Below are 25,093 nucleotides of genomic sequence, written 5' to 3'. Positions count from 1 at the left end.
AAATATGCCCGAGTCATTTTCGCATATTAATCAGCGTGGTGATGCTCATATGGTTGATGTTTCAAATAAACAGCTAACAATGCGACAAGCAAGCGCAGAATCATTAGTTTTAATGAATACCAAAACACTTGATATGATTATCGAAGGTAAACATCATAAAGGGGATGTTTTTGCGACAGCAAGAATTGCTGGTATTCAAGCTGCAAAAAAAACTTGGGATATTATTCCTCTATGCCATCCGCTTTTGCTCAGTAAAATTGAAATTAATATTGAAGCTGATCGAATAAAAAGTTGTATTCGAATTCAAGCTAACTGTCGATTAAACGGGCAAACAGGTGTTGAAATGGAGGCTATGGTAGCAGCTTCAGTTGCTGCTTTAACTATTTATGATATGTGTAAGGCTGTACAAAAGGATATGGTTATTACGCAAGTAAGATTATTGAATAAGAGTGGTGGTAAGTCTGGAGACTTTATTGCCAAGGAACTAGATGAATAAAATTATTTTTTTTGCTCAAATTAGAGAGTTAGTTGAAATTGACAGCATTATCTTAGATGCTAATCAAGTGTCTATTTTGGAATTGCTTGAACAACTCAGCAAACGTGGCGATAAGTGGGCTTTAGCATTCAAAGAGAGAGTTATTTTATGTGCCGTGAACCAAGTATTGGTTGATTCTGATTATATTATTCAGGCTGGCGATGAAATTGCCTTTTTCCCTCCTGTAACAGGTGGTTAAAATGATGGATATTATTAAAGTAAATGAAGAGTCAATTGATAATCATCAGTTAATTAATTGGCTTTCAGAATTACCCCAAGATGGTGCAATTGTCACTTTTATGGGTAAGGTTCGTTGTTTTGAAAAACAGACATTGAGCCTTTATTTAGAACATTATGCAGAAATGGCAGAGAAAGTATTAGCTAATATAATCGTTAATGCTCGAAAAAGATGGCAATTAAGTCGAGTTGTGGTTATACATCGAGTTGGGGAAATTAATGCTAATGAGCAGATCGTATTTGTTGGGGTAAGTAGTGCTCATCGTGCCGATTCATTTGCGGCTGCTGAATTTATTATGGATATTTTAAAAAATGAAGCTCCATTTTGGAAGAAAGAACGAACCATTGATGGTGATAGCTGGATTGAAGCAAAAAAAACCGACGTAGATGCATTGAAAAAATGGAATTAATCCTTATTTAATATATAATACGATAGTTTATATGGCATTTTTAGGAGAGATAAGGAATGGCAAGTTTTTCGCCGAATGGTTTGATTAATGAACAAGCTGGCAGTCGTGTACAAACATATATGAGCCATGTATATGGTTGGATGACTGTTGGTTTATTATTAACAGCTTTAGTTGCTTGGTTTGCTTCAAGTAATCTTGCACTGATACAGTTATTATCTAAAGGTATGTGGGTATTATTAATAGCGGAACTGGCATTAGTTTTCGTTATTTCTGGTATGATTAATCGTCTTTCTGGTGCTGCCGCAACGACATTATTTATGCTTTATTCGGTTTTAAATGGTTGTACCTTTTCAATCTATTTTAAAGTTTATACTTCATCGTCAATAGCAAGTGTATTTTTTATTACCGCAGGTATGTTTGGAGCTTTGGCTTTTTACGGTTATACTACAAAGAGAGATTTGTCTGGCTTTGGTCGTTTCTTATTTATGGGTTTAATTGGATTAGTTATTGCGTCATTAGTGAATATGTTTACGCATAGCGATCCATTGATGTGGGCTATTACCTATATTGGTGTATTTGTTTTTGCAGGATTAACTGCTTACGATACTCAAAAATTGAAAGAATTAGGTGACGGTTTACCTCAAGACGATCAGAATATATTTAGACGTTATGTTATTTTAGGTGCATTACAACTTTATCTTGATTTTATCAATTTATTTATTATGTTATTAAGAATTTTTGCCGATAGACGATAATGATTTGAATCTAGAAAAAGGGCTCAATTAGAGCCCTTTTTTGTTAATATTTTATTAGTATTTATCTAGATAATGCTAACTTGTTAAAAAGTTTCAGGAAAGCACTACGTTTCAGTATAAAATACTGTAAGATTCTTTTGATGTTAAGTGAATGGATGGTCTACTAGTGAGTACTATGAAAAAATTATACTGTTTTGTTTTAATAAATATCTTCATTTCATCTCTTATTGCAGTACGTTTCTTTCTGGTTCCTGATGTAGCGTTTTCTTGGCTTGGTAGCACATTTTCAGTGTTTGCTGTACTTGGACATTTTTTTTCATTATATATATTGTTTTTTTTAATCTGTATACCAACCCTGTGGTTAAGAAAATATTTATGTTATGCCATTCTTGCTATTTTATTTAGTTTTATTCAAATAACATTATATGTTGATACAATTGTTTTTCAGCAATATCGATTCCATATTAATGAATCTGTTTTATCAATGGTATTATCAGGTCAAGTTGTTGATTTTTCTATAACAACGTATTTGTTAATGCTGGCGCTTATTATCGTTTCATTTTGTGTTGAATATCTTATTATCTATATTATTGATTTCCAAGTATCTAAACCTCATAATAAATCGAAAGTAATTTTATTATCCACACTGCTATTAATTGCTTCTTTATTTATTAGCCAGTTTGGACATATGGTTGGTTTTTATTATGCTTATTCTCCAATAATGGTTGTGAAAGAATATATTCCGCTTTATCGTCCATTGACTTCAAAAAAAATCATGAGTATTTTTGATAAGGAAGGTGCACGAAAAGTTGTTTATGATAAAGATAATATTAATGCAACTGTCGATTATCCTAAAAATCCGTTAGTGATTAACCCAGAAAATAAAAAACTTAAAAATATAATATTTATTGTTTTAGATTCATGGCGATATGATACTTTTAGTAAAGAAATCTCACCAAATACTTTTCAGTTTGTTAAGAATAATAATGGCATGATCTTTAATAATCATTATTCGACAGGTAATGCAACGCGTACCGGTATTTTTGGACTTTTTTATGGTATTCCAGGTACTTACTGGGATTCATTTTTACGTGGTAGCATTCCGTCCGTATTTATTACAACTTTACAGAAAGAAAATTATAATATTGGTATTTTTACATCAGCTAAAGTAACTGCACCTGAATTTGATCGAACTGCGTTTGTTACTATTGAAAACTTAAGAATCAGTAGTAAAGATGGCTCAGCATCTAAACGGGATAAACAAATCACTGATGATTGGTTAGCATGGTATAAATCGCGAGATATTTCAAGACCAACGTTTTCTTTTTTATTTTATGATGCGCCTCATGCGTATGATTTCCCAGATGATTTTTCAGTTAAGTTCAAACCTATTGGCGATCTTAACTATATGACATTGAACAATGATACAGATCCTTTGCCGATTTTTAATCGTTACAAACAAAGTGTCTATTATGATGATTATTTATTACAAAATATTTATGATGAACTTATTAAATCAGACTCTTTAAATGATACATTGTTAATTATAACAGGTGATCATAGTCAAGAAATGAATGATAATAAACTAGGTTTTTGGGGGCATAATGGTAATTATACTGATGCACAAACTAAGGTACCTTTTATTATTGTTGGTGCGACAGAGTTAGGTAATTTGATAAATAACAGTAATAAATTAACTAACCATGAAGATGTTGTCCCAACCCTAATGAAGCATTATTTATATGTTGAAAATGATATAAAGGATTATTCTACTGGATATGATTTATTCAAACCTATAACTGATCGTAATTGGTTATTAATGTCTAACTACAGTTCTTATGCTGTTAGAACACCAGATAATATCTATTTTGTTAATAGAATTGGTATTAGTCGTTATATGGATATACATAATCGTGAGGTTAACGAGGTACCAAATTACCAAAATATTCAAGAAGCGATGAAAAATATGAGTTATTTTTTCAGTCAAAGAAAAAATCATTAACATATTAGAACGGAATATCTAGCAACAAATGAAAAATTTTATCCGCCATATTCATGGCGGATAGTGATAAAAATTAACGAACATCAGCACAATTTAAGCAATAAATATAACGATTTTGGGTGTCGTTAAAATTATTCCATAAAGAGATATGTTGTTTTAGCTGTTTTGCTTCAGGAAGATGTTCAAATAATATCTCAGCTGTTGATTGCGGTAAGATAGCTATCATATCTGAATATAATGCATTAAACCAATTTACTTCAGATTTTGGCCAGTCAATTTTATAATCAGTTAAATTTGCTAATGTTGCAGCTATTTCAACGGCATCATCAAAATCACCTAACTTATCAATAAGCCCTATTTTGTCTGCTTCTGCTCCTAACCAGACTTGACCTTGTCCAATTTTATCTACTTGTTCCGTTGTCATTTTTCGCGCTTTTGCTACTAGCGAAATAAATGTTTGGTAGCCATTGTTGATGTTCATTTGAATTAATTGGTTTGTTTCTTCAGGCAAGTTTTTAGTTAAATTATTGCCTGCCAATGGTGATGTACTTACTCCATCACTATAAACACCAATATGAGATAAAGAGTTTTCAAATGTTGAAATAATACCAAAAATACCAATAGAGCCTGTAATTGTGTTTGGACTTGCAACAATATAATCAGATTCAGTTGAGATCCAGTATCCACCTGATGCAGCCATTCCGCCCATAGAAACAACGACAGGAATTTGATAACTACGTAAAGCTTCTAATTCACTACGAATCGCTTCAGATGCATCAACACTACCCCCAGGGCTATTTACTCGTAATACTACAGCTTGTATATTTTGCTTATCTAGGTTCTTACGAATTTCTTTAAGTTGCTGAACAATGTCTTCGCTTCCTGCTACATTATTGCTATTTTCACCATTGGTGATCGTACCATTGACAAATACAACAGCGATAAGTGGAGTATTACTCTTATTATTATCACCAACTAATTGTTCATTTTCTGATTTAAGTTGATAATCGTAAATACTAACTTCATGTTGATCAGTGAATTCTAATTCATATTGATGACTTGAAGCAATAACATCAACTAAGCCATTAGATAAAGCATATTGAGCCATATTACCATTAGCAGCTCTTAATTCTGATAGCATTGTTTCAGGTGCAGGGACTAATTGTGAATTGGCTTTTTTTCGTTGTGTTGAGATATCATTAAGGTAATTATCCCACATATGGGTTAACCAACGAGTTGTATTATTTCTCGCATCTTCCGACATGTCATCACGAATAAATGGCTCAATGGCAGATTTATACGTTCCTACTCTGAAAACATGTGTATTAACTTTTAAATTATCAAGTAGGGTTTTATAGTATAAGTTGTTTGCAGCTAATCCATATACGTTGACTGAGCCAAGAGGTGTTAGATAGATTTTATTAGCATAACTTGCTAAATAATATTGGCTCTGATTATAACTTGTTCCAAAGGCATAAATTGGTTTTTTAGCTTCTTTAAATTTGGTTAAATACTTGCCCACATATTGTAAAGAGCTCAGATCGGCACCAACAAAATTATCTAATTTTAAAATAATGCTTTTAATATTTGGATCGGTGGTTGCTTGGGCAATTTTTTGCGTTAATATAAACAAACTATTTTCGCGGGAAGTATTTACTTTTTTACCATAAATTTTATTTTGTAGTGCATAGATTTCATCATTGTAATTCGTGTTATCAACAATAACACCTTCAAGATCTAAAACCAATGAACCATATTGAGGAACTGTATCTTGCTTTTGAGCTTCATTTATTAAGCCAATACCGCCGAAGATAAGCAGAATAATAACTAAGAATATCAAATTAAGAAACGTTTCTCTTATTACATTAATCACTTTCCAAATAGATTTTATGACAGATAATGCAGACATAATAATAAGTCCTTGTTAATAATAACTTTAATTTTTCGTTTCAATATTACGTTTTTTGAAATATTTTTTATCTTCAAATCGTAAACATGTCAGTTTTCCTCCCCAACAACATCCAGTATCAAGTGCATAAATATTTTCTGGTGTACCTTTACCATTTAATGCAGCCCAATGCCCGAAAGCAATACTATATTGTGCGGGTATTTTACTTGGCAATAAAAACCAAGGTTTAAGTTTTATTGGTGCTTGTTCAGGTGATTTTTTAAAATAAAAATCTAACCGGCCATCTCCATAACAAAAACGCATACGTGTTAGCGCATTGGCAATATAACGTAGGCGATCCAATCCTTGTAAATCTGATGACCATTCATCAGGAAAGTTACCATACATTTTATCTAAAAATAAGGGATATGAATCACTAGATAGCATAACATTCAGATCGTGAGCGCATTTTTTTAGTAATTCAAGATCCCATTGTGGTGAAATACCCGCATGGGTCATGATTAATTTTAATGATTCATCAATTTGAACCAATGGCTGTTTACGTAGCCAGTTCATAAGTTCATCATAATCGGGAGCATTGATGACTTCATCTAAATTATCTTTCTTTTTAACAAGTGTAACACCAGCATATACTGATAATAAGTGCAAATCATGATTACCCAAAACCATACGAATTTTCTGACTATTTTGCTTAACAAATCGTAAAACATCTAATGATTTAGGTCCTCGGGCAACCAGATCCCCTGTTAACCATAAAGTATCTGAAGATGAGAATTTTGCTTTTTCAAGTAATCGCATGAATTCATCATAACAACCATGAATATCACCAATGAGTAAATTTGCCATAATATTATTTCCATGCATTTGCAAGTTGGCAATATTGTTGAACAGTTAGATTTTCAGCGCGTAAATTTGGATCAATATTGAGTTCAACTAATTGTTCGGCTGTAAACATATTGCCTAAACTGTTACGGATCGTTTTTCGGCGTTGATTAAATGCTTCAGTTGTTACACGAGAAAGTATTTTGACATCATTTACTTGATAAGGTTTTTCTTTATATGGAATCAACTTTACAACCGCAGAATCAACTTTTGGTGCTGGTTTAAATGATGTTGGAGGTACTTCTAATACTGGAATAATTTGGCAAAAATATTGTGCCATTACACTTAATCTACCATAGTCTTTACTATTAGGTGCGGCGACAAGTCGAGTTACTACTTCTTTTTGTAACATAAAATGCATATCAGTAATGATATTGGCATATTCAAATAAATGGAACATCAACGGTGTAGAGATATTATAGGGTAAGTTACCAAATACTCTTAATGGTTTACCTAATTGTTGCTTTAATTCATTAAAGTCAAATGTCAGAGCATCTTGTTCAATAACTGTCAATTTATCACTTAATAAAGGATTATCAATCAATCTACTGGCTAAATCTCTATCAATTTCTACAACCGTCAAATGGTCAACGTATTTACTAACTGGAACAGTTAATGCAGCTAGTCCAGGACCAATTTCTACTAGAGCTTGATCTGCTTTAGGCTGTATAGCTGCAACAATGCTTTCAATAATATAGTCATCGTGTAAAAAATTTTGTCCGAATCGTTTACGGGCGAAATGCCCTTGGTGTACACGATTATTCATGCTTATCTTCACCTGTAATGTTAATGTAGGCATCGCCTTTTAATTCTTGAATCCACACTTGTGCTTCCTCACTAAATTTACGATTAAATATCAATCGGTAAGCCCGATCTTGTTTAACTGCATTTGTGCCATCAGTTTGTTTGGTATCGAGTAATTGAATCAAATGCCAACCGAAAGATGATTTAACTGGCTGGCTGATTTCACCTTTTTTTAACCGAACTAGGGCATTTCTAAATCCACTGTCATAGACATCTGGGCGACTCCAACCTAAATTTCCTCCATTTTCGGCTGAGCCAGGATCTTCTGAATTAGCCTTTGCGGCTGCTTCAAAACTTATTGCACCACTGATTATTGATTTGCGAATATCATTCAATTTTTGTTTAGCTATTTCGTCTGTCACCAATACATTTGTTTTAATTAAAATATGGCGAGCATTCATTTCTTCAATAGTATATTTTTTGGGAGCTTCTGTGCGGGTATCATCTACTTTCAAAATATGTAATCCAACGCCAGAACGAATTGGGCCAATAATACTGCCTTTTGGTGCTCTAATGAGCCGTTCTTCAAAGATAGTTGGTAGCTCGTTGAGTTTATTCCAACCCATATTACCGCCTTTTAAAGCGTAATCATCATTTGAATATGTCGCTGCTAATTTTGCAAAATTTTCACCTTTTTGTGCCCGATTAAGGATATCATTTGCTTTGTTAATTGCATTATCAATTTGTTGTTTAGACGCTTTTTCTGGTACTGATATTAAAATATGACTAATTTTGACATCTTTATTGTTGGCTGGTTGTTCAGCAAGATTTTTAGTCAATGTTTCAACTTCTTTTTCTGAGATTTTAATTCTAGGTCTAACCTCATTCATTCTGGTCTGTTCAATTAACATGTCATTATGAATTCGCTCCCGATAACTGCTATAACTAATACCCATTATCGAAAGTTGACTTCTGAGTTCATCAATCGTCATACCGTTTTGATCTGCAATTCTGGCAATAGCATTGGTGACATCATCATCATTGATTGTGATCTTGGCTTTCGCTGCTTTTTGTAAAATTAAATTTTCAATAATTAAGCGATCCAGAATTTGTTCTCTTAATACTTTATCATTAGGTAGATTGCTCGCATCTGTACTGGCCTTAATAGATTTTAACATGTCGTTAATATCACTTTCCAAAATGACATTATTATTAACTACTGCAGCTACTCGTTCAATAACCTTAGGTGCGGCAACGGTTGATAATGGAGTAAGTAGTCCTATGGTTAAACTTAAATTTAAAGTAATCAATAGTTTTGTTAGTTTCATATTTGCGCTACTCATATTGTTTGTTACAGTATAAATATTACTGTATTAATTTAATTAGTTATATTAAGTAAAATTAATATATTCATTAAAATGTTGTTGTGTATGGTAGTTTACCAAAGTTTAACATTTTTGCTTTCGCATCACGGTTACGCCCTAAACCTTGTAATTCAAAATTAACCGAGAGTTTATTTTCGTATTTACTACTACGCGTAATTGAGTCCCAATCTGTTAACTTCCGCCCATATTGTATGGTCATTCCCCAGCAACAATCACTGTAATGTAACCCTATTGAGCTATCGGCCGTTTGCCCTAAATTGATGTCGTAATAGTATGAACCTACTGCATTGATGGTTTGTGACAATGGCCACGCCGTAACAAATCCAGCTTGTGAGATATCTTGTTTATAATTCTTATATAAAGAGTTTAAATCAACCGTATTGATATAATTATGGTTAGCATAACGATAAGATAGTTGTAATAATTTTTCACTTGATGGGCGATATTCAAATATTGCATTAGCTAAGGATACGGTATCAATTCGAGTATCATACTGTATCCCACTTCTGAAAATCATATCATTAGTAATCCGCCAAAAATTATCTGAAGCCCAAGTGATACTACCAGTATCCGAATTCTCGTCTAATCCAGTATTATGTTCACTGGTTTTTGATTTAGTAAAATAAGTAATCTGTCCTATGGATAAATTAAACTTCTCAACTTTATTGTTATCGTAAAAACGAGTTGTTACCCCTGTGGCTATATTATTAGCAGAAGCAATTCGATCTAATCCACTGTATGGTTGATCTCTAAACAGACCTACATAATCAAATTGTAATAAGGTGGAATCATAAGTTCCTATATTAGACTGATTTCGGTATGGAATATAGATATATTTTACGCGCGGTTCTAATGTCTGGGTATAACCATTAATGAAATTGAAGTCACGTTCAAATATAATTTTACCGTCAATACTAAATTTAGGTATAAAGCGGTTTACATTTTTATCTAACTGTTTATATCGATCAATATTTCTTTTTATATTATCTTGATTATAATGGGTTGCCATTATACCGGCTGAAGTTGTTAATATTGTCCAAGAATTAGTTAAAGTATAATTAATTGATGGCTCAATATGAGTGCGCCAAGCTTTAGGATTATTCTTTCCAGAGCTTATAAAATGAGATACTTGGGAAAATGTTTTAAATTTTAGCGGTCCAAAATCATAATTATAATAATTAATATTTAGTTGTGGTTGAGTTTGATACAATGAATCTTTCACGCCATCTTGAAAGGCTTGAAAATGTCTATAGCCCAAGGTAATATCCCAGTTAGGATCATTATAACCCAGTTTATAAAACTGAGTGAGATATCCTGCTGTTTGGGATGTATATCTAGAATCTAAATCTGCTAAATATTGATTATCACTTACACGTGTCGAATCAACAGTAAAACGCCAATTGTAATTAATTAATTCATCGTTTTTCCAATAGAATAACCAGCGATGACGATTGTCGTCATAGTTATCACCGTTTAATAACCTATCCCTATCTTCATCATATTTTGCATCATGTTGTAACCAATCGAATGCAAGTGTACCCAAACCAAGCTCATTTAAATAACGGAATTCAGTTTGCAATTGAATACCTCGACGTTGCAATACCCTTGGAGTGAATGTAACATCATAATTAGGTGCAATATTCCAATAAATAGGTAAAGCAAAATCAATACCACTGACGCTGTCATAACTTATATTAGGAATTAATAAACCAGAGCGACGCTTATTGCCTGTGGGTAATTGTAAGTAAGGTGAATAGAGTACAGGTACTTTACCTATACGAAATACTGCATTCCATACTTCAAGTAATTGTTCTTCATTATCGTGAATAATCGTTGAACCTTTAACACTCCAAGTACTGTCATCGACAGGACATGAGGTAAAACTGCCATTTTTTAGAATAATCAATCGATTTTTCTCAAGTTTCATCTCATCAGCATCACCGCGACCAAGTCGATTGACTAGATGATACTCCCCAGGACTAATTTGAGTATCGTTATTATTAAGATTCATTGATGCAGTATTGCCTTTTATATTGATCAAATTATCTTGATAATTAATATTGCCTTGTAAGATCGCCATACGGTTATTTTTATTCGTTGAGTCAATTGTGACTTTATTCGCTTGTACTCTGCGGTTTCCTTGTTCTATTGAAACATCACCTTGATAAATGACTGTATTTGGATAAATAGCCTCAAATTGGTTTGCTTCGGCATTAACTGGTAATGTGTTAATATCACCTTTAACTAAAGGCCGATCAAATTTAGGAACATTGGCAAGACATTGTGGATTATTACTTTCAGCTTTAGGTAAACCTATAGCGTAACAGCTATTAGACAATGAAAGGGTAACGGTAATTGCAATAAATGACGGCGTTAATTTTTTCATCAATGATTAAAGGTAGTTATGATTATTATATGCTAAACATTATAACGATTATTTACAAAAGTGCGAACGAAAAATTAATGTTTGGCTCTTCGCTTATTTGTTTTACTCAATTGCTTAACCATTGCTATTCTTTTGTCAACCGAAGTATGCTGAAATTCATCCCACCATTTAGCCAGAGCTAAAAGCTCACCTTTTTCGATGGATGCACGCATTTCTAATAAGTCATAAGCTGCACGGAATTTAGGATGTTCCAAAATTGCAAATGCACGTTTGCCTTCACGTTTTTTCATTCGTAATTGTAAACGCCAGATATCACCCATTATTGTTGTCAATCTTTTAGGTATTGCAATAATTCGGCATTGTTCACTTAGCACATCATTAATAGCCATTGAAAATGCATCATGAAATAATAAACCACTTTCAACACAAGTTAATTGTGTCTGTTCAATAATTGGATACCAAAAAAAAGCAGCAAATAAAAATGCTGGATTAATACGTTGCTTATTAGCTATGCGATAATCAGTATTTTTTAAAACTTGCTCAACCATTCTTTCTAAATAGCTATTATTATTTTGAGTAAATAGCCGTTCAATGACTGGAAATAGCTGCTCAAAAAGATGGTACTTTTTTAATAATAGATAAGTGTTATATCCGTTGCCTGATTGTAATAATTTCAGCGATTCATCAAAAAGTCTTGCTGACGGTATATTTTTTAACAAAGGTGCAAGAAGTTTAATTGGTTCAGCGGTTGTAGGTTCAATTTGCATATCAAGCTTAGCGGCAAAACGAATCGTTCTTAACATTCTAACTGGATCTTCTCGATAACGAATTTTGGGATCACCAATCAAGCGAATGATTCCATTTTGTAAATCTTTTAAGCCACCACAATAATCACGTAATGTAAAATCTTTTATACTATAATAAAAAGCGTTCATTGTGAAATCACGACGAACGGCATCTTGTTCAATTGTTCCGTATACATTATCACGCAGTAACATTCCCGATTGGGAACGTTTGGCGATATTGTTTTGTTCATCTTGGTTGCTGTGTTCACCACGAAAGGTTGCTACTTCAATAATCTCTTTACCAAACATAATGTGTGCCAAACGAAACCGTTTTCCCACTAAACGGCAATTGCGGAATGTTTTTTGCACTTGTTCTGGTGTCGCATTGGTTGCGATATCAAAATCTTTGGGTGTTTTACCAAGTAAAAGATCACGAATACACCCACCAACTAAGTAAGCTTCATACCCTTGTTTGTTTAATCTATAAAGAACTTTTAATGCATTTTCACTAATATCTTTACGTGAAATATTATGTTCATTGCGAGAAATGGAAATATACCGAGATTTTTTTTGTTCTTCAATGTGAAACATTTTACGGCAAAAGCGAGAGACATGTTTAAAAATAGTGCACCTCTGAAAGTGTATTTACTCAAGTGATATTGCGCGAAATTATATCTCAATTACTTATAACTTTCCATTTTTCTTCATTTGTTAACTTTAACTATAGTAAAATTAAATATTTTATGATTTTAGTTTAATATTGTATTTAAATTTTTAAACATAATTATCAACAATAGCACTTTATATAGTACAATTAGCAATATTGCTGTAGAAAGCAACATTATCTATTTACATGTATTTTATGTGTAATTTTACTATCTAATTATGATTAACTAACCTATATTCAAAGATTTTTAATTTATTGAAAGAAATAGTTTGTATAAATAACATGATAAATATGTGAGTTATATTTTTAATATGTTAATTTTTTCAAAACAGAATTAGTCAATAAAAATCGTTTGAGTATATACCATTAACTGATAACTTATTTTGGGGACATTATGAATATTCGTGATTTGGAATATTTTGTTTCGTTAGCTGAATTTCGTCATTTTCGTAAAGCTGCTGATGCTTGCAACGTGAGTCAACCAACTTTAAGTGGGCAAATCAGAAAATTGGAAGATGAACTAGGCGTAATGTTACTAGAACGTACTAGTCGCAAAGTTTTATTTACTCAAACAGGAATGATGCTTGTTGAGCAAGCAAAAGAGATATTACGCAATATTCAAATCCTTAAAGAGATGGCTAGCCGCCAAGGTGAAGAGATGTCTGGGCCGATGCATATCGGTTTAATACCAACTATTGCCCCTTATTTATTACCACATGTAATAACGGTACTACATGAATCTTTTCCTCAACTAGAGCTTTATTTACATGAAGCACAGACTGCTAATATTGTCGCTCAACTTGAAAGTGGTAAGTTGGATTGTGCGATAATTGCGCAAGTAAAAGAAACAGCGCAATTTATAGAATTACCGTTATTTAATGAGCCAATGTTTTTAGCTGTTCCAGCAAATAATGAGTTAGCAAATAAACAAACAGTTAAACTCTCTAATTTAAAAGGTGAAAAATTCTTAATGTTAGAAGATGGGCACTGTTTACGTGAACATGCTATGGGATATTGTTTTCAAGTAGGAATTGACGAAGATAAACAATTTAAAGCAACCAGTTTAGAAACCTTGCGTAGTATGATTTCTGCTGGTCGAGGAATAACCTTGTTTCCTGAGCTAGCGGCTCCAAATGAAAGAATACGAGATAATATTTGCTATATTCCATGTACTGACCCTGTCCCAGTACGTAGTATTGCTTTGATTTATAGACCTGGTTCACCTTTGCGTTCACGATATGAAACAATTGCAAAAACGATTCGTGAACATATGCCAAAAGTATTTGCTGAAAAAGAACGTTTATTAACATCAACAAATTTAAAATGAAAAATATTAAAACAAATGGTGTACGCGCACAACAGAAACAGAGAACTCGTCGGTCATTAATTGATGCAGCTTTTAATCAATTGAATGCAGAGCAGGGGTTTGCTAGTTTGAGTTTGCGTGAAGTTGCGCGGGAAGCTGGTATTGCGGCAACATCTTTTTATCGACATTTCCGCGATATGGATGAATTAGGTTTAGCAATGGTGGATGAAAGTGGTTTAACCCTTCGCCAATTGCTGCGCCAAGCACGAAAACGTATTGAAAAAGGTGGTAGCGTGTTGCGTACTTCAGTAACAACGTTTATTGAGTTTATAGATAAAAATCCCAAAGTTTTTTTACTATTACTTCGTGAAAAAGCTGGGACTTCATCGGCCTTTCGGTCAGCCATTGCGCGTGAAATTCAACATTTTATTGAAGAATTGGTTGACTATTTGGATAATGCTAACCAAATGCCTCATCATTATAACGTAGCACAAGCAGAAGCAATGGTAACCATTGCTTTTAATGCAGGAGCAGAAGCGATTGATTTTGATATCATTCAACGTCAAAAATTAATCGAAGATCTTATTTTCCAGCTTCGAATGGTTTCACGTGGTGCCTATTATCTTTATCACAAAGAATTAATTAAAGAAGGAAAATTTTAATTATAAGTTTTTATACTCAAACGTATAGTTAACCTGAAACTTTTTGACAAGAATTAAATTACCATTCTGTTTATTCATTGCGTAGCCTAATAAAATAAACTATTGATTAACAATTTGTTAAATTTATTATATCGTTAATTAAGCGTAATTGTTAAAGTTAAAAATAGCTGCATATTTTAATAGGAATTAATTTAATGGTTAAACTATACTTTTTGCTTAATTTTCTTATTTTATTTTTTCCATTTATCTGTTCTGCATCAGAAAATATAGGTTTTAAGAAAATTCATTATGATAAACAAGATGGTAGACCTATAGATATTGCCGTTTGGTATCCTACTAACAATAACCATGGCGCTGTTACTATAGCTGAAAATGCTATTTTTTATGGTCATGAAGTTATTCCTGATGCTGTACCGAAAATCAGTACGACTAAATATCCATTAGCTTTGCTTTCACATGGTTATGGTGGAAGTTGGCAAAATCTAAGCTGGCTTGCTAATGAACTTGCTTTAAAAGGTTATATTGTTGCTGCTCCCAATCATCCAGGAACAACAATATTTGATCGCAATATTGAACAATCATCTAAACTATGGTTACGTCCACAAGATTTAAGTAAAACAATTGATGCTTTAATTAGCAATCAAACATTTTCAAATATTGTTAATTTTAATCAGATTGCCGCTATAGGGCATTCTCTCGGTGGTTGGTCTGTAATAGCGCTTTCTGGCGCTAGATTTTCGACTAATTCCTTTAATCAGGATTGTAAGATACATTCTTATTTGAAAGGTTGTCATTTGCTATCTGAACTTGGTTTAGCAAATTCAGAGCTGAATAAAAGTATGTTAGACCCAAGAATAAAAGCTTTCATATCTTTAGATGCTGGTTTGACAAGAGGATTTACAATTGAAAGCTTGCAAGAAATTAAAATACCTTCACTTATTATTGGTGCAGGCGTTGATCTAGATGATACAAATGCTCAACTTGAATCGGGCTACTTTCAACAATTTTTAGTAAAGTCATCTTCCACTTATATTACTATTCCGGATGCAATGCATTTTAGTTTTATCCAAATGTGTAAAACTAATGCAATAGAGATATTAAACCAAGAAAAACATGGTGAAGGAATTATTTGTAAAGATGGAGGAATTCGCCAAAGAAGTGAAATACATAGTGAAATCACACGTCTTGTAGTTAACTTTTTGTCAGATATATTTTCAAATAATAAAAATTAATGCTCAAAAAAACTGCGACAAAAGTCGCAGTTCATTTAGCATGTTTATAATAGTTAATTATTATAAATTTTGTAATACTTTCTCAACACTATCTTTGGCATCGCCAAATAACATATAGCTATTTTCTTTAAAGAATAGTGGGTTTTGCACGCCAGCATAGCCGGTATTCATTGAGCGTTTAGAAATAATCACTGTTTTTGCTTTCCAAACTTCAAGAACAGGCATACCTGCTATAGGGCTATTAGGATCTTCTTCAGCCGCTGGATTAACAGTATCATTTGCACCAATAACCCACACAACATCGGTATCAGGGAAGTCGTCATTGATTTCATCCATTTCAAGAACGATGTCATAAGGTACTTTTGCTTCTGCTAATAATACATTCATATGACCCGGTAAACGACCAGCAACAGGATGGATACCAAATCTTACTTCAATACCCATTGCACGCAATTTTTCAGTAATATTACTTACTGCACCTTGTGCTTGAGCTACAGCCATACCATAGCCAGGAACGATGATAACAGAACGGGCTTCTTTTAATGTTTGTGCAACTTCAGCAGGTTGCATTTCACGATACTCACCTTGTTCTTCATCAGATGAACTCGCTGCGCTACCATCGCTCCCAAATCCACCAGCGATAACACTGATAAATGAACGATTCATTGCTTTACACATGATATAAGAAAGAATTGCACCAGAAGAACCCACTAACGCACCAGTTACAATTAGAAGATCGTTTTGTAACATAAAGCCTGCCGCTGCTGCCGCCCAACCAGAATAGGAATTAAGCATTGATATAACAACAGGCATATCCGCACCACCAATTGATGCTACAAGGTGGAAACCGAATACTAGTGCAATAATTGTCATGATAAGTAAACAAACTAGGGCGCCTGCACCAGTTTGTGCATTGATAAATGTAAACATCAAGATAACTGATACAACTATTGCCGCTAGATTTAGATAGTGTTTATTTGGAAGAGATAATGGTTTTGAACTAATTTTACCATTTAACTTTCCAAAGGCTACAATTGATCCAGAGAAAGTAACTGCACCGATAAATACACCTACAAAAATTTCAACTAAATGAATTGTTATTTCATTCGCTGCAACTGTGTGTGGATCTAAAAAGCTGTTTATACCAACAAGAACGGCTGCCATACCCACAAAGCTATGTAACAAAGCAACCAATTCAGGCATTTGTGTCATTTCAACATTTTTCGCTAGATACAAACCAATAGCAGCACCGATAATCATGGCAATAATGATCCAGTGTAATCCACCATTTATGCTGGCAATTGCTGCGATAAGAGCTATTGCCATACCGATCATACCGTAGATGTTTCCTGATTTAGCTGATTCTTGATTGGAAAGACCTCGTAAACTGAATATAAAAAGTAATGCAGCAATAACATAGGCTGCTTGAATAATTCCGTTACTTAACATTATTGATTCTCTCCTTTATTTGCCGCGTTGGAACATTTTTAGCATTCTTTGGGTAACAAAGAATCCACCAAAAATATTAATACTAGCAATCAAAATAGCAATAAATGCAATTGCCGTAGTTAAGCCATTATCATCACCGACTTGTAATATAGCCCCAACTAATATAATTCCGGAAATAGCATTGGTTACAGACATAAGTGGTGTATGTAGAGAATGGGTAACATTCCAAACTACGTAATAACCAACAACGCAAGATAGCGCAAATACAGTAAAATGTCCTAAAAAGCTTTCAGGTACTGAGTTTGCTAACCAGAAGTAAGCAATAATGATTAACGCTAAAATCCCATATTTTTTCTGAGGATCCATTGGTTTTGGTTCTGGTTTTGCAATAGGTTCGGCTGCTTTTTTCTGAGGCTGAGCCGATACTTGAATTGGTGGTGCAGGCCAAGTGATTTCTTTATCTTTGACTACCGTTACACCACGGATAACCACATCTTCAAAGTTAATATCAATGCTGCCATCTTTTTCTTTAGTAAGCAGTTTTAATAAATTAACGATGTTAGTCCCATAAAGTTGAGATGCTTGAGCTGGCATACGATTAGCTAAATCAGTATAACCAACAATTTTTACATTATTGTCTGTTTCAAATACTTCGCCTGGTTTTGTTAACTCGCAGTTGCCTCCCGTTAAGGCTGCTAAATCAACGATAACGCTACCAGGTTTCATTGATTCAACCATTTCTTTCGAAATAAGTTTTGGTGCTGGTTTTCCAGGGATTAATGCTGTAGTAATAATGATATCTACGTCTTTTGCTTGTTCAGCAAATAATGCCATTTCAGCTTCAATAAAGGCAGCAGACATTTGTTTTGCATAGCCGTCACCAGAACCGGCTTCTTCTTCGAAATCTAACTCTAAGAAGTCAGCACCCATACTATTAATTTGTTCTGCAACTTCTGGGCGTGTATCAAATGCACGAACAATTGCACCTAAACTAACTGCTGCGCCAATTGCTGCAAGGCCTGCAACTCCTGCACCAATTACCAAAACTTTTGCTGGCGGTACTTTACCTGCAGCCGTTACTTGACCAGTAAAGAATCGACCGAATTGATTTGCTGCTTCAATAACAGATCGATAACCAGCAATATTAGACATTGAGCTTAATGCATCAAGGGACTGAGCGCGTGAGATACGTGGAACACAGTCCATAGCCATAACAGTTATATTTTTAGCTGCAAGCTTTTCTAAAAGTTCTTGATGTTGGGCTGGATAAATATAGCTAATGAGAGTTAATCCCTCTTTCATTAGTAAAATTTCTTCATCTGTTGGTGCATGAAATTTTAAAATAAGGTCATTTTGCCAAATATCATGATTATTTTGAATTGTTGCTCCAGCATCAATAAATGCTTGATCTTCAAAATGAGCAGCGTGTCCTGCGCCTTGTTCTACAGAAACTGTAAATCCAAGTTTTAACAGTTGTCCAACTGTTTGGGGAGTTGCTGCAACTCTAGCTTCATTGGCTAACCGTTCTTTGGGTATACCTATATGCATTGCATTTCATCCTTATGTTAAAGTGAGTTGGTAATAGTACTTTGATTCTAGCATAAAATAGCGTCAGAGCGAGTAAGTAATTTATTTTTTATCATTCAATCCACATTATTATTTTTTATAATATTATATGATTATCTCGATAAATACGTTAAATAGTAAAAAAGCAATTGTAGATATAAAATATCTGTTTGTTTATTTTTAAGTCAAAATTGTTACTTTTTTAAGATGTTTTTCTATTTTTAAAGCAATTAACCATATTTAAGCTTTGTTCTGTTTGCTTCTGTTTTACTTCATAAGATATGATAATTAATATTCTTTTAATGATTCAATTCAGATCTAATCTAAATTAGATATTTAGAAGAAAAACAAAAAACAAAGTGAAAATATGAATAATAGCATGTGTGTTTTGAGGCATTTAATTAATATTAGCATTGTCGCTCTAATATTTAGAGCCATTAAAAGGTAGTATGGTAATATTAGTTAAACAAATATGACAAACCAAGCTGGTAAAGCATACTAATCTATCTTTTGTTATTAGTTATGTTAAAGAGAAAGTTTATTTTGTTATCTAAATTGAAACAATTTAATTTATTTAATTTGGACATAATCTTCTCATACTAGCAAAAATTAATACGTTTAATTTATATCAATCTAAGAAAGAATCGATAAGTAATGCAGTTATTTATGTTTCAGATGAAAGTATGATTGCCATTTATCTTAGGGGAATTTCAAAATTACTAATAAAAAAATTGTAATCTTAGAACCTTATTTAAAAAAATCTGATATTTTATTAGTTCAACTTGAAAATATTATTAATACTGTTTTTAATGCAATGAAATTACCTAAATCTGTAGGAGAAAAAGTTGTATTTAATCCTACTCCACACTCTAAAAATATCATTCAACTATTATCCCAAAACATCACCGAGGCGAGTTTAATGTGACTAATTTAGATACAGCAAAACTTGTTGCTTAAAAAATATATTCAGTAGGTATTCAACCCATTATTTTTACTTTAGTTAGTAAAGATTCACTGATTTTTAATGGTAAAGATCATCAATACATTAACGCTTTTTAGCCATAACTTTAGATATAACAGGTGCAAAAGATACTTTTTATGGAGCGCTTTGTGTCTCACTAGCAAAAGGCGAATCACTTTACTACTCAGCAAGTTATGCTTCTATTTTTGCTTCTTTGACAATAAATAGTGAAGAAGCTCTCAATATGCCGTTTCATCAAAGTTTACTTCAAAAAATGGCTAATAAATAAATTTACTAGAGGAAACGATTTATGACAAATCAGCCGAAAAAAATTATTTTAGATTGTGATCCCAGTCATCATGATACTAACGCGATTTTATTGGCACAGGGTAATCCTAATATTGAATTAATTGCTGTTAAACCCTTTGTCAGAAAAGTCGACAGAACGCTAAATATTAATAGTGATTCAGAATTAGATGTTCAAGTACGACCAGAAGCATCTATACAATTAGGCTCAAAATATTCAATTGATTTAATTCTTGATTCTTTAGAACGCTCCTGTGAGGTAAATGTATGTTAGATCAAAGTAAGGAAAAGAAAAATATTATAACATTAATGGTTGCGTTACTTGCAGCTTGTGTTGCATTTCAACTTAATGCAAGCATGTTAAGTCCAGTATTAGTAACAATAGCTAAAGAGTTAGGAACCAATGATGCAGCTGTTGGTTTATCGCAAACCTCTTTTTTTACTGCTGCCGCTTTATTTTCACTATTCTTACCTCGTTTGAGTGATATAAAAGGTCGTAAAAAAGTATTAACCTTTATGTTGCTTATTATGACATTAGGTACCATACTTGCAGCACTAGCACCCAATATAGAAGTATTGTATGCAGCCCGAATCATACAAGGTGTATCAGGTCCTGTTGTACCACTCTGTTTATTAATGCTTAGTTATGAAGTTAAAGATGCCAAACAATATGGTATGTTAATGGGAATTATTACAGCTGTAAATGGTGGTATTGCTGGTGTTGATGCAATTGCAGGTGGCTTACTTGCTACATATTTTGGATTCCGTTCAGTATTTTGGGTTATTGCTGTCGTTGCTGCTATTTCTACCTATTTTGTCTATCGTTTTGCTCCAGAATCAAAACCGTCAGCTGGAACTAAAATGGATTGGATAGGTGTTCTATTCATTGTTCTTACTATTGCAGCTTTGCTATTAGCACTTAATGAGGCTGGTAATATTGGCAATGCCAATTGGCTTTATGTCACTGGACTCACATTGTTTGCTATTGTTTGTTTTATGTTATTTTGGCGTACCGAAAAACGCAATAAACAACCTTTGGTTACAATCGAACATTTAAAAAGAAGAGCGACGTGGGCTTTATTATTAACCACAACATTAACCATGACAGGTATTTTTGCGATAGTAAATGGTTTAGTTATGTCAATAGCACAAAATCATGAAATAGGTTTTGGACTTGATCCTGATTGGGCTTCACTTATTCTTCTTACTCCATATGCATTAATTGGTTGGTTTATTGGCCCATTCTCAGGTCGTTTAGCTCCAACGATGGGATATAATAAAGTATTAAAACTAGGTTTATTGGGTTGTATTATTGGTATTTTAGTAATCATGTTTTATGGTATTCATTCCTTAACAATTTTATCTATTTGCGTTATAGCATTAGGTATTTTTTATGCAGGAATGGCTAATATTATCTTAAATGGATTAGGTATCGTTTTATCGCCATCAAATAATCCAGGGTTTTTACCTGGTATGAATGCTGGTGCATTTAATCTAGGTGCAGGTTTAAGTTTTGCATTGTTACCCGCTATACAAATGGTAAATGCAAATACATTAACGGGTTATTTCAACGGTATGTTATTGGGATTAATTATTACCATTTTAGCTTTACTTTGTAGCTTTCTAATTCCTAGACCTATTAATGCAGAGTTATAAAAAATATTAAACTTTCAGCGAATCCTAGATAATACTATCTAGGATTTTTAACTCTGAGTGCATTTAATAAATAGTCTCTTTATTGGTTTACTGCTGTTTAATGTTTTTCGAAAACTTATATTCTACTCTTCTGATATTAAAGTAAAAACTAATGTTGTGAAGAATTTATCTTGGGTAGCTAACTTGCTATTTTTAATTGGAAAACCAATTTCAACACCAATGACATTTAAACCTTGGTTAGGAACAATAATATCAACTTCTCCGTTATTATCGGTTTTTATAGTTTGATCTAAATTATTTACTACATCAATAATTACAGGAACATTTGCAAGAGGTTGACCGTCTTTATAAACAGTAATAGGTAATGTGTCCCCCCACGTTTTAATTTAGTTGGATCAATTTTAGGTACAATTTGTAATGGAATATCTTTAATGATTTTAGGATTAGTAACAGATGATAAATAATTTACACTATATTTTATGGTATGAGTACCAGTAGTGGCATCTTGGACTTGATTCATGGGTAAATTAACATACTTTCCATCTGCATTTTATGTCCAGTATCCATAATCAAAATCAATTGTCACAACTGATATTTTGTCGGATGGCTCAATGGTCACATAGTTACTGTGTTCTTTTTTTATGATAGATGATGGCATCCAATCGTTTGTGTAGGCATGAATTTGTTTTACCGTATCTGGGTTATAACCGTTATCCAATGGGCCTTCACCTAAAATAATCTGTTTTTGATCAACTCGATTGGCAATCCAGATACCATGGGCAGAGGCTGTTTGAGTTATAAAGCAAGTAGCAAATCCTACTAGAGTTAAAAGAAATATTTTACGCATATATTCACCTTTATTTTAAATATAAGTGATAATGATTATCATTATTTTTTTGATGTTTGGTAATGTTAAGCTGAGCATGGGTGATGGATAGGATAAATTTGATAAAAGCAATATAGAATCTAAAATGAAGCTAGATAAATAAATGTTCACTTACTGTTTATATTCAATCACCTAATGATAAATCTTAAGTTTGGTTATTTTTAACTATTACAAATTGTTATATAATCGGTAATATTTTGTCTTTAAAACTATATATTGCGTTTATTAAACTTTTTAAGGTACTTTTACATAAAACGATACGTTAATCTAAGGAAACCTCTATGATGGATTTTTCCCAATCAGTACCTGAACTGGTCTCTTGGGCAAAAAAGAATGATTTTTCAATTACGTTACCTGTTGAAAGGTTAGCTTTTTTATTGGCTATTGCTGTATTAAATAGCGAGCGTTTCGATGGTGAAATGACTGAGTCGGAATTAATTGATGCTTTTCGGCATGTTTCACAGATTTTTGAACAAAGTGAAGATACTATCACTGTAAGAGCCAATAATGCCATTAATGATTTAGTGCGTCAGCGTTTAATTACACGTTTTGCAAGTGAAATGACTGATGGTTATTCGATTTATCGTTTAACTCCCCTTGGAATAGGGATCTCTGATTATTATATTCGACAGCGTGAATTTTCGTCACTCCGTTTATCCATTCAATTATCTATTGTGGCACAAGAATTGAAACGTGCTGCAGATGCAGCAGTCGAGGGAGGAGATGATTTACATTGGCATCGAAATGTCTTTGCCCCTTTAAAATATTCGGTTGCTGAAATTTTTGATAGTATTGATATAACACAACGAGTTATGGATGAGCAACAAGCTGAAGTTAAGCAAAATATATCTGCTTTATTAAGCCAAGATTGGCAAGCAGCAATTAGTAGTTGTGAAGAATTGTTAACAGAGACATCACAAACACTTCGTGAGTTGCAAGATACTTTAGCTGCAGCAGGCGATAAACTACAAGCCAGTTTGTTATTAATTCAAGATGCAACGCTTGATAATCCTGAACTTGATAAAATTAACAATGTAGTACTAGATTTACAAAGTAAATTAGATCGAATTATTGGTTGGGGGCAAAAAGCGATAGACCTTTGGATAGGTTATGATAGACATGTTCATAAATTTATTAGAACAGCGATTGATTTAGATAAAAACCGTGTATTTTCTCAACGATTACGTAAATCAATTCAGAGTTACTTTGATTTACCATGGTCTCTTACGTTTGCAAATGCTGATCGTTTACTTGATATGCGTGATGAAGAACTCGCATTACATGAAGCAGAAGTTACAGGTGAATTACCTTCAGAACTTGAATTTGAAATGATTGAAGAGATTCAAGAACATATTATTAAACATATTGAACAAAATTTATTGATTTTTAAACAAGAAAATAAACCACTTGATATTGGTATTGCAATTTGTAGCTATTTAGCACAATTTCCACGCGAACAACATTTTGATATAGCAAGGTTATTTATCGATCAGGCTATTCGACTTGGTATTGCCGAAGATGATTTGCTCGGTATACCTAACGAATGGAAACCTATTAACGATTATGGAGCTAAGGTACAAGCACATGTCATCAACAGATACTAAAGATTTTGAAACACAACAAACAGCACATCATCTTGATGAAGTTATGGGACGCATAGCGGCAAGTTCACAAGCATCCATTGATAAATATATGCCAGTTAAATTGGCGCAAGCAATTGCAAACCCAATTTTTCCTGAGCTTGATAGTACTTTGCGTTCTGGGCGTCATATTGGCATTGATGAGCTTGATCATCATGCATTTTTAATGGACTTTCAACTAGAACTTGAACAATTTTACCAACGTTATAATGTTGAATTAATAAGAGCACCAGAAGGTTTTTTTTATCTCCGACCTCGCTCAACAACGTTAATTTCTCGCTCGGTATTATCTGAGTTAGAAATGCTAGTTGGCAAAGTGCTTTGTTACCTTTACTTAAGTCCAGAACGATTAGCTCATGAAGGGATTTTTACGTTGCAAGAGTTGTTTGATGAACTGATATCATTAGCTGATGAAAGTAAATTGCTTAAATTAGTTAATCAGCGATCTACTGGATCTGATTTAGATCGTCAAAAGTTATTTGATAAAGTCAAAACTGCTTTAAATCGATTACGTAGACTTGGTATGATTTTCTTCATTGTTGGTAATGACAGTAGCCGTTTTCGCATTAATGAATCAATTTTTCGTTTTGGTGCAGAAGTTCGTAGTAGTGATGATGTGCAAGAAGCTCAATTGCGTTTAATCCGTGATGGTGAAGCAATCAAGATAGAATCATCACTTACCTTAGATGATAATAGTGAAGACCAAGATGTTAATGAGGAGATAGAATAATT

22 protein-coding genes are annotated in these 25,093 nt (G+C 33.1%); 12 read left to right on the top strand and 10 right to left on the bottom strand.

What is annotated here, in order from left to right; translation table 11 throughout:
* Positions 1-4 precede the first annotated feature (4 nt).
* The 5 genes from moaC (at position 5) to H3S73_RS03875 (ending at position 3,939) form a co-directional block, all read left to right on the top strand.
* On the top strand, positions 5-496 hold the full coding sequence (moaC, locus tag H3S73_RS03895) for a cyclic pyranopterin monophosphate synthase MoaC (protein WP_086326377.1): 492 nt from the start codon (positions 5-7) through the stop codon (positions 494-496).
* Complete coding sequence (moaD, locus tag H3S73_RS03890) at positions 489-734, top strand: molybdopterin synthase sulfur carrier subunit (RefSeq protein WP_086326376.1); 246 nt, start codon at positions 489-491, stop codon at positions 732-734. Before moaC ends, moaD begins: the two co-directional genes overlap by 8 nt.
* A 1-nt stretch (position 735) precedes the next feature.
* Positions 736-1,182 (top strand): molybdenum cofactor biosynthesis protein MoaE, encoded by a 447-nt coding sequence (locus tag H3S73_RS03885; protein ID WP_198235628.1) that lies wholly within the window; start codon positions 736-738, stop codon positions 1,180-1,182.
* Between the two features lie 56 nt (positions 1,183-1,238).
* Entirely contained in the window at positions 1,239-1,937 is a 699-nt protein-coding gene (locus tag H3S73_RS03880) for a Bax inhibitor-1/YccA family protein (RefSeq protein WP_198235627.1), read from the top strand.
* 175 nt (positions 1,938-2,112) lie between these two features.
* The gene (locus tag H3S73_RS03875) at positions 2,113-3,939 is read left to right on the top strand and encodes a sulfatase-like hydrolase/transferase (protein ID WP_198235626.1); all 1,827 of its coding nucleotides are present in this window, start codon (positions 2,113-2,115) and stop codon (positions 3,937-3,939) included.
* A 73-nt stretch (positions 3,940-4,012) separates the two neighbouring features.
* On the opposite strand, the gene sppA is transcribed toward H3S73_RS03875, so the two are convergent.
* The 6 genes from sppA to pcnB all read right to left on the bottom strand — a co-directional run bounded on the left by sppA (position 4,013) and on the right by pcnB (position 12,654).
* Positions 4,013-5,848: a signal peptide peptidase SppA gene (gene sppA, locus H3S73_RS03870; RefSeq protein ID WP_039128182.1), complete on the bottom strand. Its 1,836-nt coding sequence runs from the start codon at positions 5,846-5,848 to the stop codon at positions 4,013-4,015.
* Between the two features lie 27 nt (positions 5,849-5,875).
* The gene (gene apaH / locus H3S73_RS03865) at positions 5,876-6,694 is read right to left on the bottom strand and encodes a bis(5'-nucleosyl)-tetraphosphatase (symmetrical) ApaH (RefSeq protein ID WP_198235625.1); all 819 of its coding nucleotides are present in this window, start codon (positions 6,692-6,694) and stop codon (positions 5,876-5,878) included.
* 4 nt (positions 6,695-6,698) lie between these two features.
* A complete protein-coding gene (rsmA, locus tag H3S73_RS03860) occupies positions 6,699-7,496 on the bottom strand; it encodes a 16S rRNA (adenine(1518)-N(6)/adenine(1519)-N(6))-dimethyltransferase RsmA (RefSeq protein WP_198235624.1) in 798 nt (265 codons plus the stop codon).
* Entirely contained in the window at positions 7,489-8,802 is a 1,314-nt protein-coding gene (gene surA, locus H3S73_RS03855; protein WP_198235623.1) for a peptidylprolyl isomerase SurA, read from the bottom strand. Before surA ends, rsmA begins: the two co-directional genes overlap by 8 nt.
* An 85-nt stretch (positions 8,803-8,887) precedes the next feature.
* Positions 8,888-11,245, bottom strand: coding sequence for an LPS assembly protein LptD (gene lptD / locus H3S73_RS03850; protein WP_198235622.1), 2,358 nt, complete (start codon positions 11,243-11,245; stop codon positions 8,888-8,890).
* A 74-nt stretch (positions 11,246-11,319) separates the two neighbouring features.
* The gene (gene pcnB, locus H3S73_RS03845) at positions 11,320-12,654 is read right to left on the bottom strand and encodes a polynucleotide adenylyltransferase PcnB (protein ID WP_370528777.1); all 1,335 of its coding nucleotides are present in this window, start codon (positions 12,652-12,654) and stop codon (positions 11,320-11,322) included.
* Positions 12,655-13,091: 437 nt separating this feature from the next.
* On the opposite strand from pcnB, the gene oxyR reads away from it, so the two are divergent.
* The 3 genes from oxyR to H3S73_RS03830 all read left to right on the top strand — a co-directional run bounded on the left by oxyR (position 13,092) and on the right by H3S73_RS03830 (position 15,897).
* Positions 13,092-14,024, top strand: coding sequence for a DNA-binding transcriptional regulator OxyR (gene oxyR / locus H3S73_RS03840; RefSeq protein ID WP_198235621.1), 933 nt, complete (start codon positions 13,092-13,094; stop codon positions 14,022-14,024).
* Entirely contained in the window at positions 14,021-14,665 is a 645-nt protein-coding gene (gene fabR, locus H3S73_RS03835) for an HTH-type transcriptional repressor FabR (RefSeq protein WP_198235620.1), read from the top strand. Before oxyR ends, fabR begins: the two co-directional genes overlap by 4 nt.
* Before the next feature lie 194 nt (positions 14,666-14,859).
* A complete protein-coding gene (locus H3S73_RS03830; protein ID WP_198235619.1) occupies positions 14,860-15,897 on the top strand; it encodes a hypothetical protein in 1,038 nt (345 codons plus the stop codon).
* A 60-nt stretch (positions 15,898-15,957) separates the two neighbouring features.
* Here the strand turns inward: H3S73_RS03830 and pntB are convergent, their stop codons facing one another.
* Both pntB and pntA read right to left on the bottom strand, forming a co-directional pair.
* Positions 15,958-17,346 carry a Re/Si-specific NAD(P)(+) transhydrogenase subunit beta gene (pntB, locus tag H3S73_RS03825; RefSeq protein ID WP_065737752.1) on the bottom strand — a complete coding sequence of 463 codons (1,389 nt, stop codon included), beginning with the start codon at positions 17,344-17,346 and terminating at the stop codon, positions 15,958-15,960.
* A gap of 15 nt (positions 17,347-17,361) precedes the next feature.
* A complete protein-coding gene (gene pntA / locus H3S73_RS03820; RefSeq protein WP_086308484.1) occupies positions 17,362-18,894 on the bottom strand; it encodes a Re/Si-specific NAD(P)(+) transhydrogenase subunit alpha in 1,533 nt (510 codons plus the stop codon).
* Positions 18,895-20,183: 1,289 nt separating this feature from the next.
* On the opposite strand from pntA, the gene H3S73_RS03815 reads away from it, so the two are divergent.
* The gene (locus tag H3S73_RS03815; protein WP_198235618.1) at positions 20,184-20,453 is read left to right on the top strand and encodes a hypothetical protein; all 270 of its coding nucleotides are present in this window, start codon (positions 20,184-20,186) and stop codon (positions 20,451-20,453) included.
* A complete protein-coding gene (locus tag H3S73_RS03810; protein ID WP_198235617.1) occupies positions 20,447-21,835 on the top strand; it encodes an MFS transporter in 1,389 nt (462 codons plus the stop codon). Before H3S73_RS03815 ends, H3S73_RS03810 begins: the two co-directional genes overlap by 7 nt.
* 313 nt (positions 21,836-22,148) lie before the next feature.
* On the opposite strand, the gene H3S73_RS03805 is transcribed toward H3S73_RS03810, so the two are convergent.
* On the bottom strand, positions 22,149-22,355 hold the full coding sequence (locus tag H3S73_RS03805; protein WP_198235616.1) for a hypothetical protein: 207 nt from the start codon (positions 22,353-22,355) through the stop codon (positions 22,149-22,151).
* 30 nt (positions 22,356-22,385) lie between these two features.
* Complete coding sequence (locus tag H3S73_RS03800; protein WP_198235615.1) at positions 22,386-22,682, bottom strand: hypothetical protein; 297 nt, start codon at positions 22,680-22,682, stop codon at positions 22,386-22,388.
* Between the two features lie 320 nt (positions 22,683-23,002).
* On the opposite strand from H3S73_RS03800, the gene mukF reads away from it, so the two are divergent.
* The gene (mukF, locus tag H3S73_RS03795; protein ID WP_198226354.1) at positions 23,003-24,325 is read left to right on the top strand and encodes a chromosome partition protein MukF; all 1,323 of its coding nucleotides are present in this window, start codon (positions 23,003-23,005) and stop codon (positions 24,323-24,325) included.
* A gap of 43 nt (positions 24,326-24,368) precedes the next feature.
* Complete coding sequence (mukE, locus tag H3S73_RS03790) at positions 24,369-25,091, top strand: chromosome partition protein MukE (protein WP_198235689.1); 723 nt, start codon at positions 24,369-24,371, stop codon at positions 25,089-25,091.
* Positions 25,092-25,093: the final 2 nt, after the last annotated feature.

The sequence above is a fragment of the Gilliamella sp. B14384G12 genome, from assembly GCF_016101825.1.
GTDB classification, from domain to species: Bacteria; Pseudomonadota; Gammaproteobacteria; order Enterobacterales; family Orbaceae; genus Gilliamella; species Gilliamella apicola_N.
Note: the sequence above shows the minus strand (reverse complement) of the source record. Positions and strands in the feature narration are given on the sequence as shown.

Coding starts and splice junctions, on each gene's coding strand:
- pntB (WP_065737752.1), bottom strand. CDS start 17,346: ATGTTAAGTAACGGAATTATTCAAGCAGCCTATGTTATTGCTGCATTA.
- mukE (WP_198235689.1), top strand. CDS start 24,369: ATGGGACGCATAGCGGCAAGTTCACAAGCATCCATTGATAAATATATG.
- moaC (WP_086326377.1), top strand. CDS start 5: ATGCCCGAGTCATTTTCGCATATTAATCAGCGTGGTGATGCTCATATG.
- H3S73_RS03885 (WP_198235628.1), top strand. CDS start 736: ATGATGGATATTATTAAAGTAAATGAAGAGTCAATTGATAATCATCAG.
- pntA (WP_086308484.1), bottom strand. CDS start 18,894: ATGCATATAGGTATACCCAAAGAACGGTTAGCCAATGAAGCTAGAGTT.
- sppA (WP_039128182.1), bottom strand. CDS start 5,848: ATGTCTGCATTATCTGTCATAAAATCTATTTGGAAAGTGATTAATGTA.
- oxyR (WP_198235621.1), top strand. CDS start 13,092: ATGAATATTCGTGATTTGGAATATTTTGTTTCGTTAGCTGAATTTCGT.
- rsmA (WP_198235624.1), bottom strand. CDS start 7,496: ATGAATAATCGTGTACACCAAGGGCATTTCGCCCGTAAACGATTCGGA.
- H3S73_RS03815 (WP_198235618.1), top strand. CDS start 20,184: ATGACAAATCAGCCGAAAAAAATTATTTTAGATTGTGATCCCAGTCAT.
- apaH (WP_198235625.1), bottom strand. CDS start 6,694: ATGGCAAATTTACTCATTGGTGATATTCATGGTTGTTATGATGAATTC.
- H3S73_RS03830 (WP_198235619.1), top strand. CDS start 14,860: ATGGTTAAACTATACTTTTTGCTTAATTTTCTTATTTTATTTTTTCCA.
- mukF (WP_198226354.1), top strand. CDS start 23,003: ATGATGGATTTTTCCCAATCAGTACCTGAACTGGTCTCTTGGGCAAAA.
- H3S73_RS03810 (WP_198235617.1), top strand. CDS start 20,447: ATGTTAGATCAAAGTAAGGAAAAGAAAAATATTATAACATTAATGGTT.
- H3S73_RS03805 (WP_198235616.1), bottom strand. CDS start 22,355: ATGAATCAAGTCCAAGATGCCACTACTGGTACTCATACCATAAAATAT.
- H3S73_RS03875 (WP_198235626.1), top strand. CDS start 2,113: ATGAAAAAATTATACTGTTTTGTTTTAATAAATATCTTCATTTCATCT.
- H3S73_RS03800 (WP_198235615.1), bottom strand. CDS start 22,682: ATGCGTAAAATATTTCTTTTAACTCTAGTAGGATTTGCTACTTGCTTT.
- lptD (WP_198235622.1), bottom strand. CDS start 11,245: ATGAAAAAATTAACGCCGTCATTTATTGCAATTACCGTTACCCTTTCA.
- fabR (WP_198235620.1), top strand. CDS start 14,021: ATGAAAAATATTAAAACAAATGGTGTACGCGCACAACAGAAACAGAGA.
- H3S73_RS03880 (WP_198235627.1), top strand. CDS start 1,239: ATGGCAAGTTTTTCGCCGAATGGTTTGATTAATGAACAAGCTGGCAGT.
- surA (WP_198235623.1), bottom strand. CDS start 8,802: ATGAAACTAACAAAACTATTGATTACTTTAAATTTAAGTTTAACCATA.
- moaD (WP_086326376.1), top strand. CDS start 489: ATGAATAAAATTATTTTTTTTGCTCAAATTAGAGAGTTAGTTGAAATT.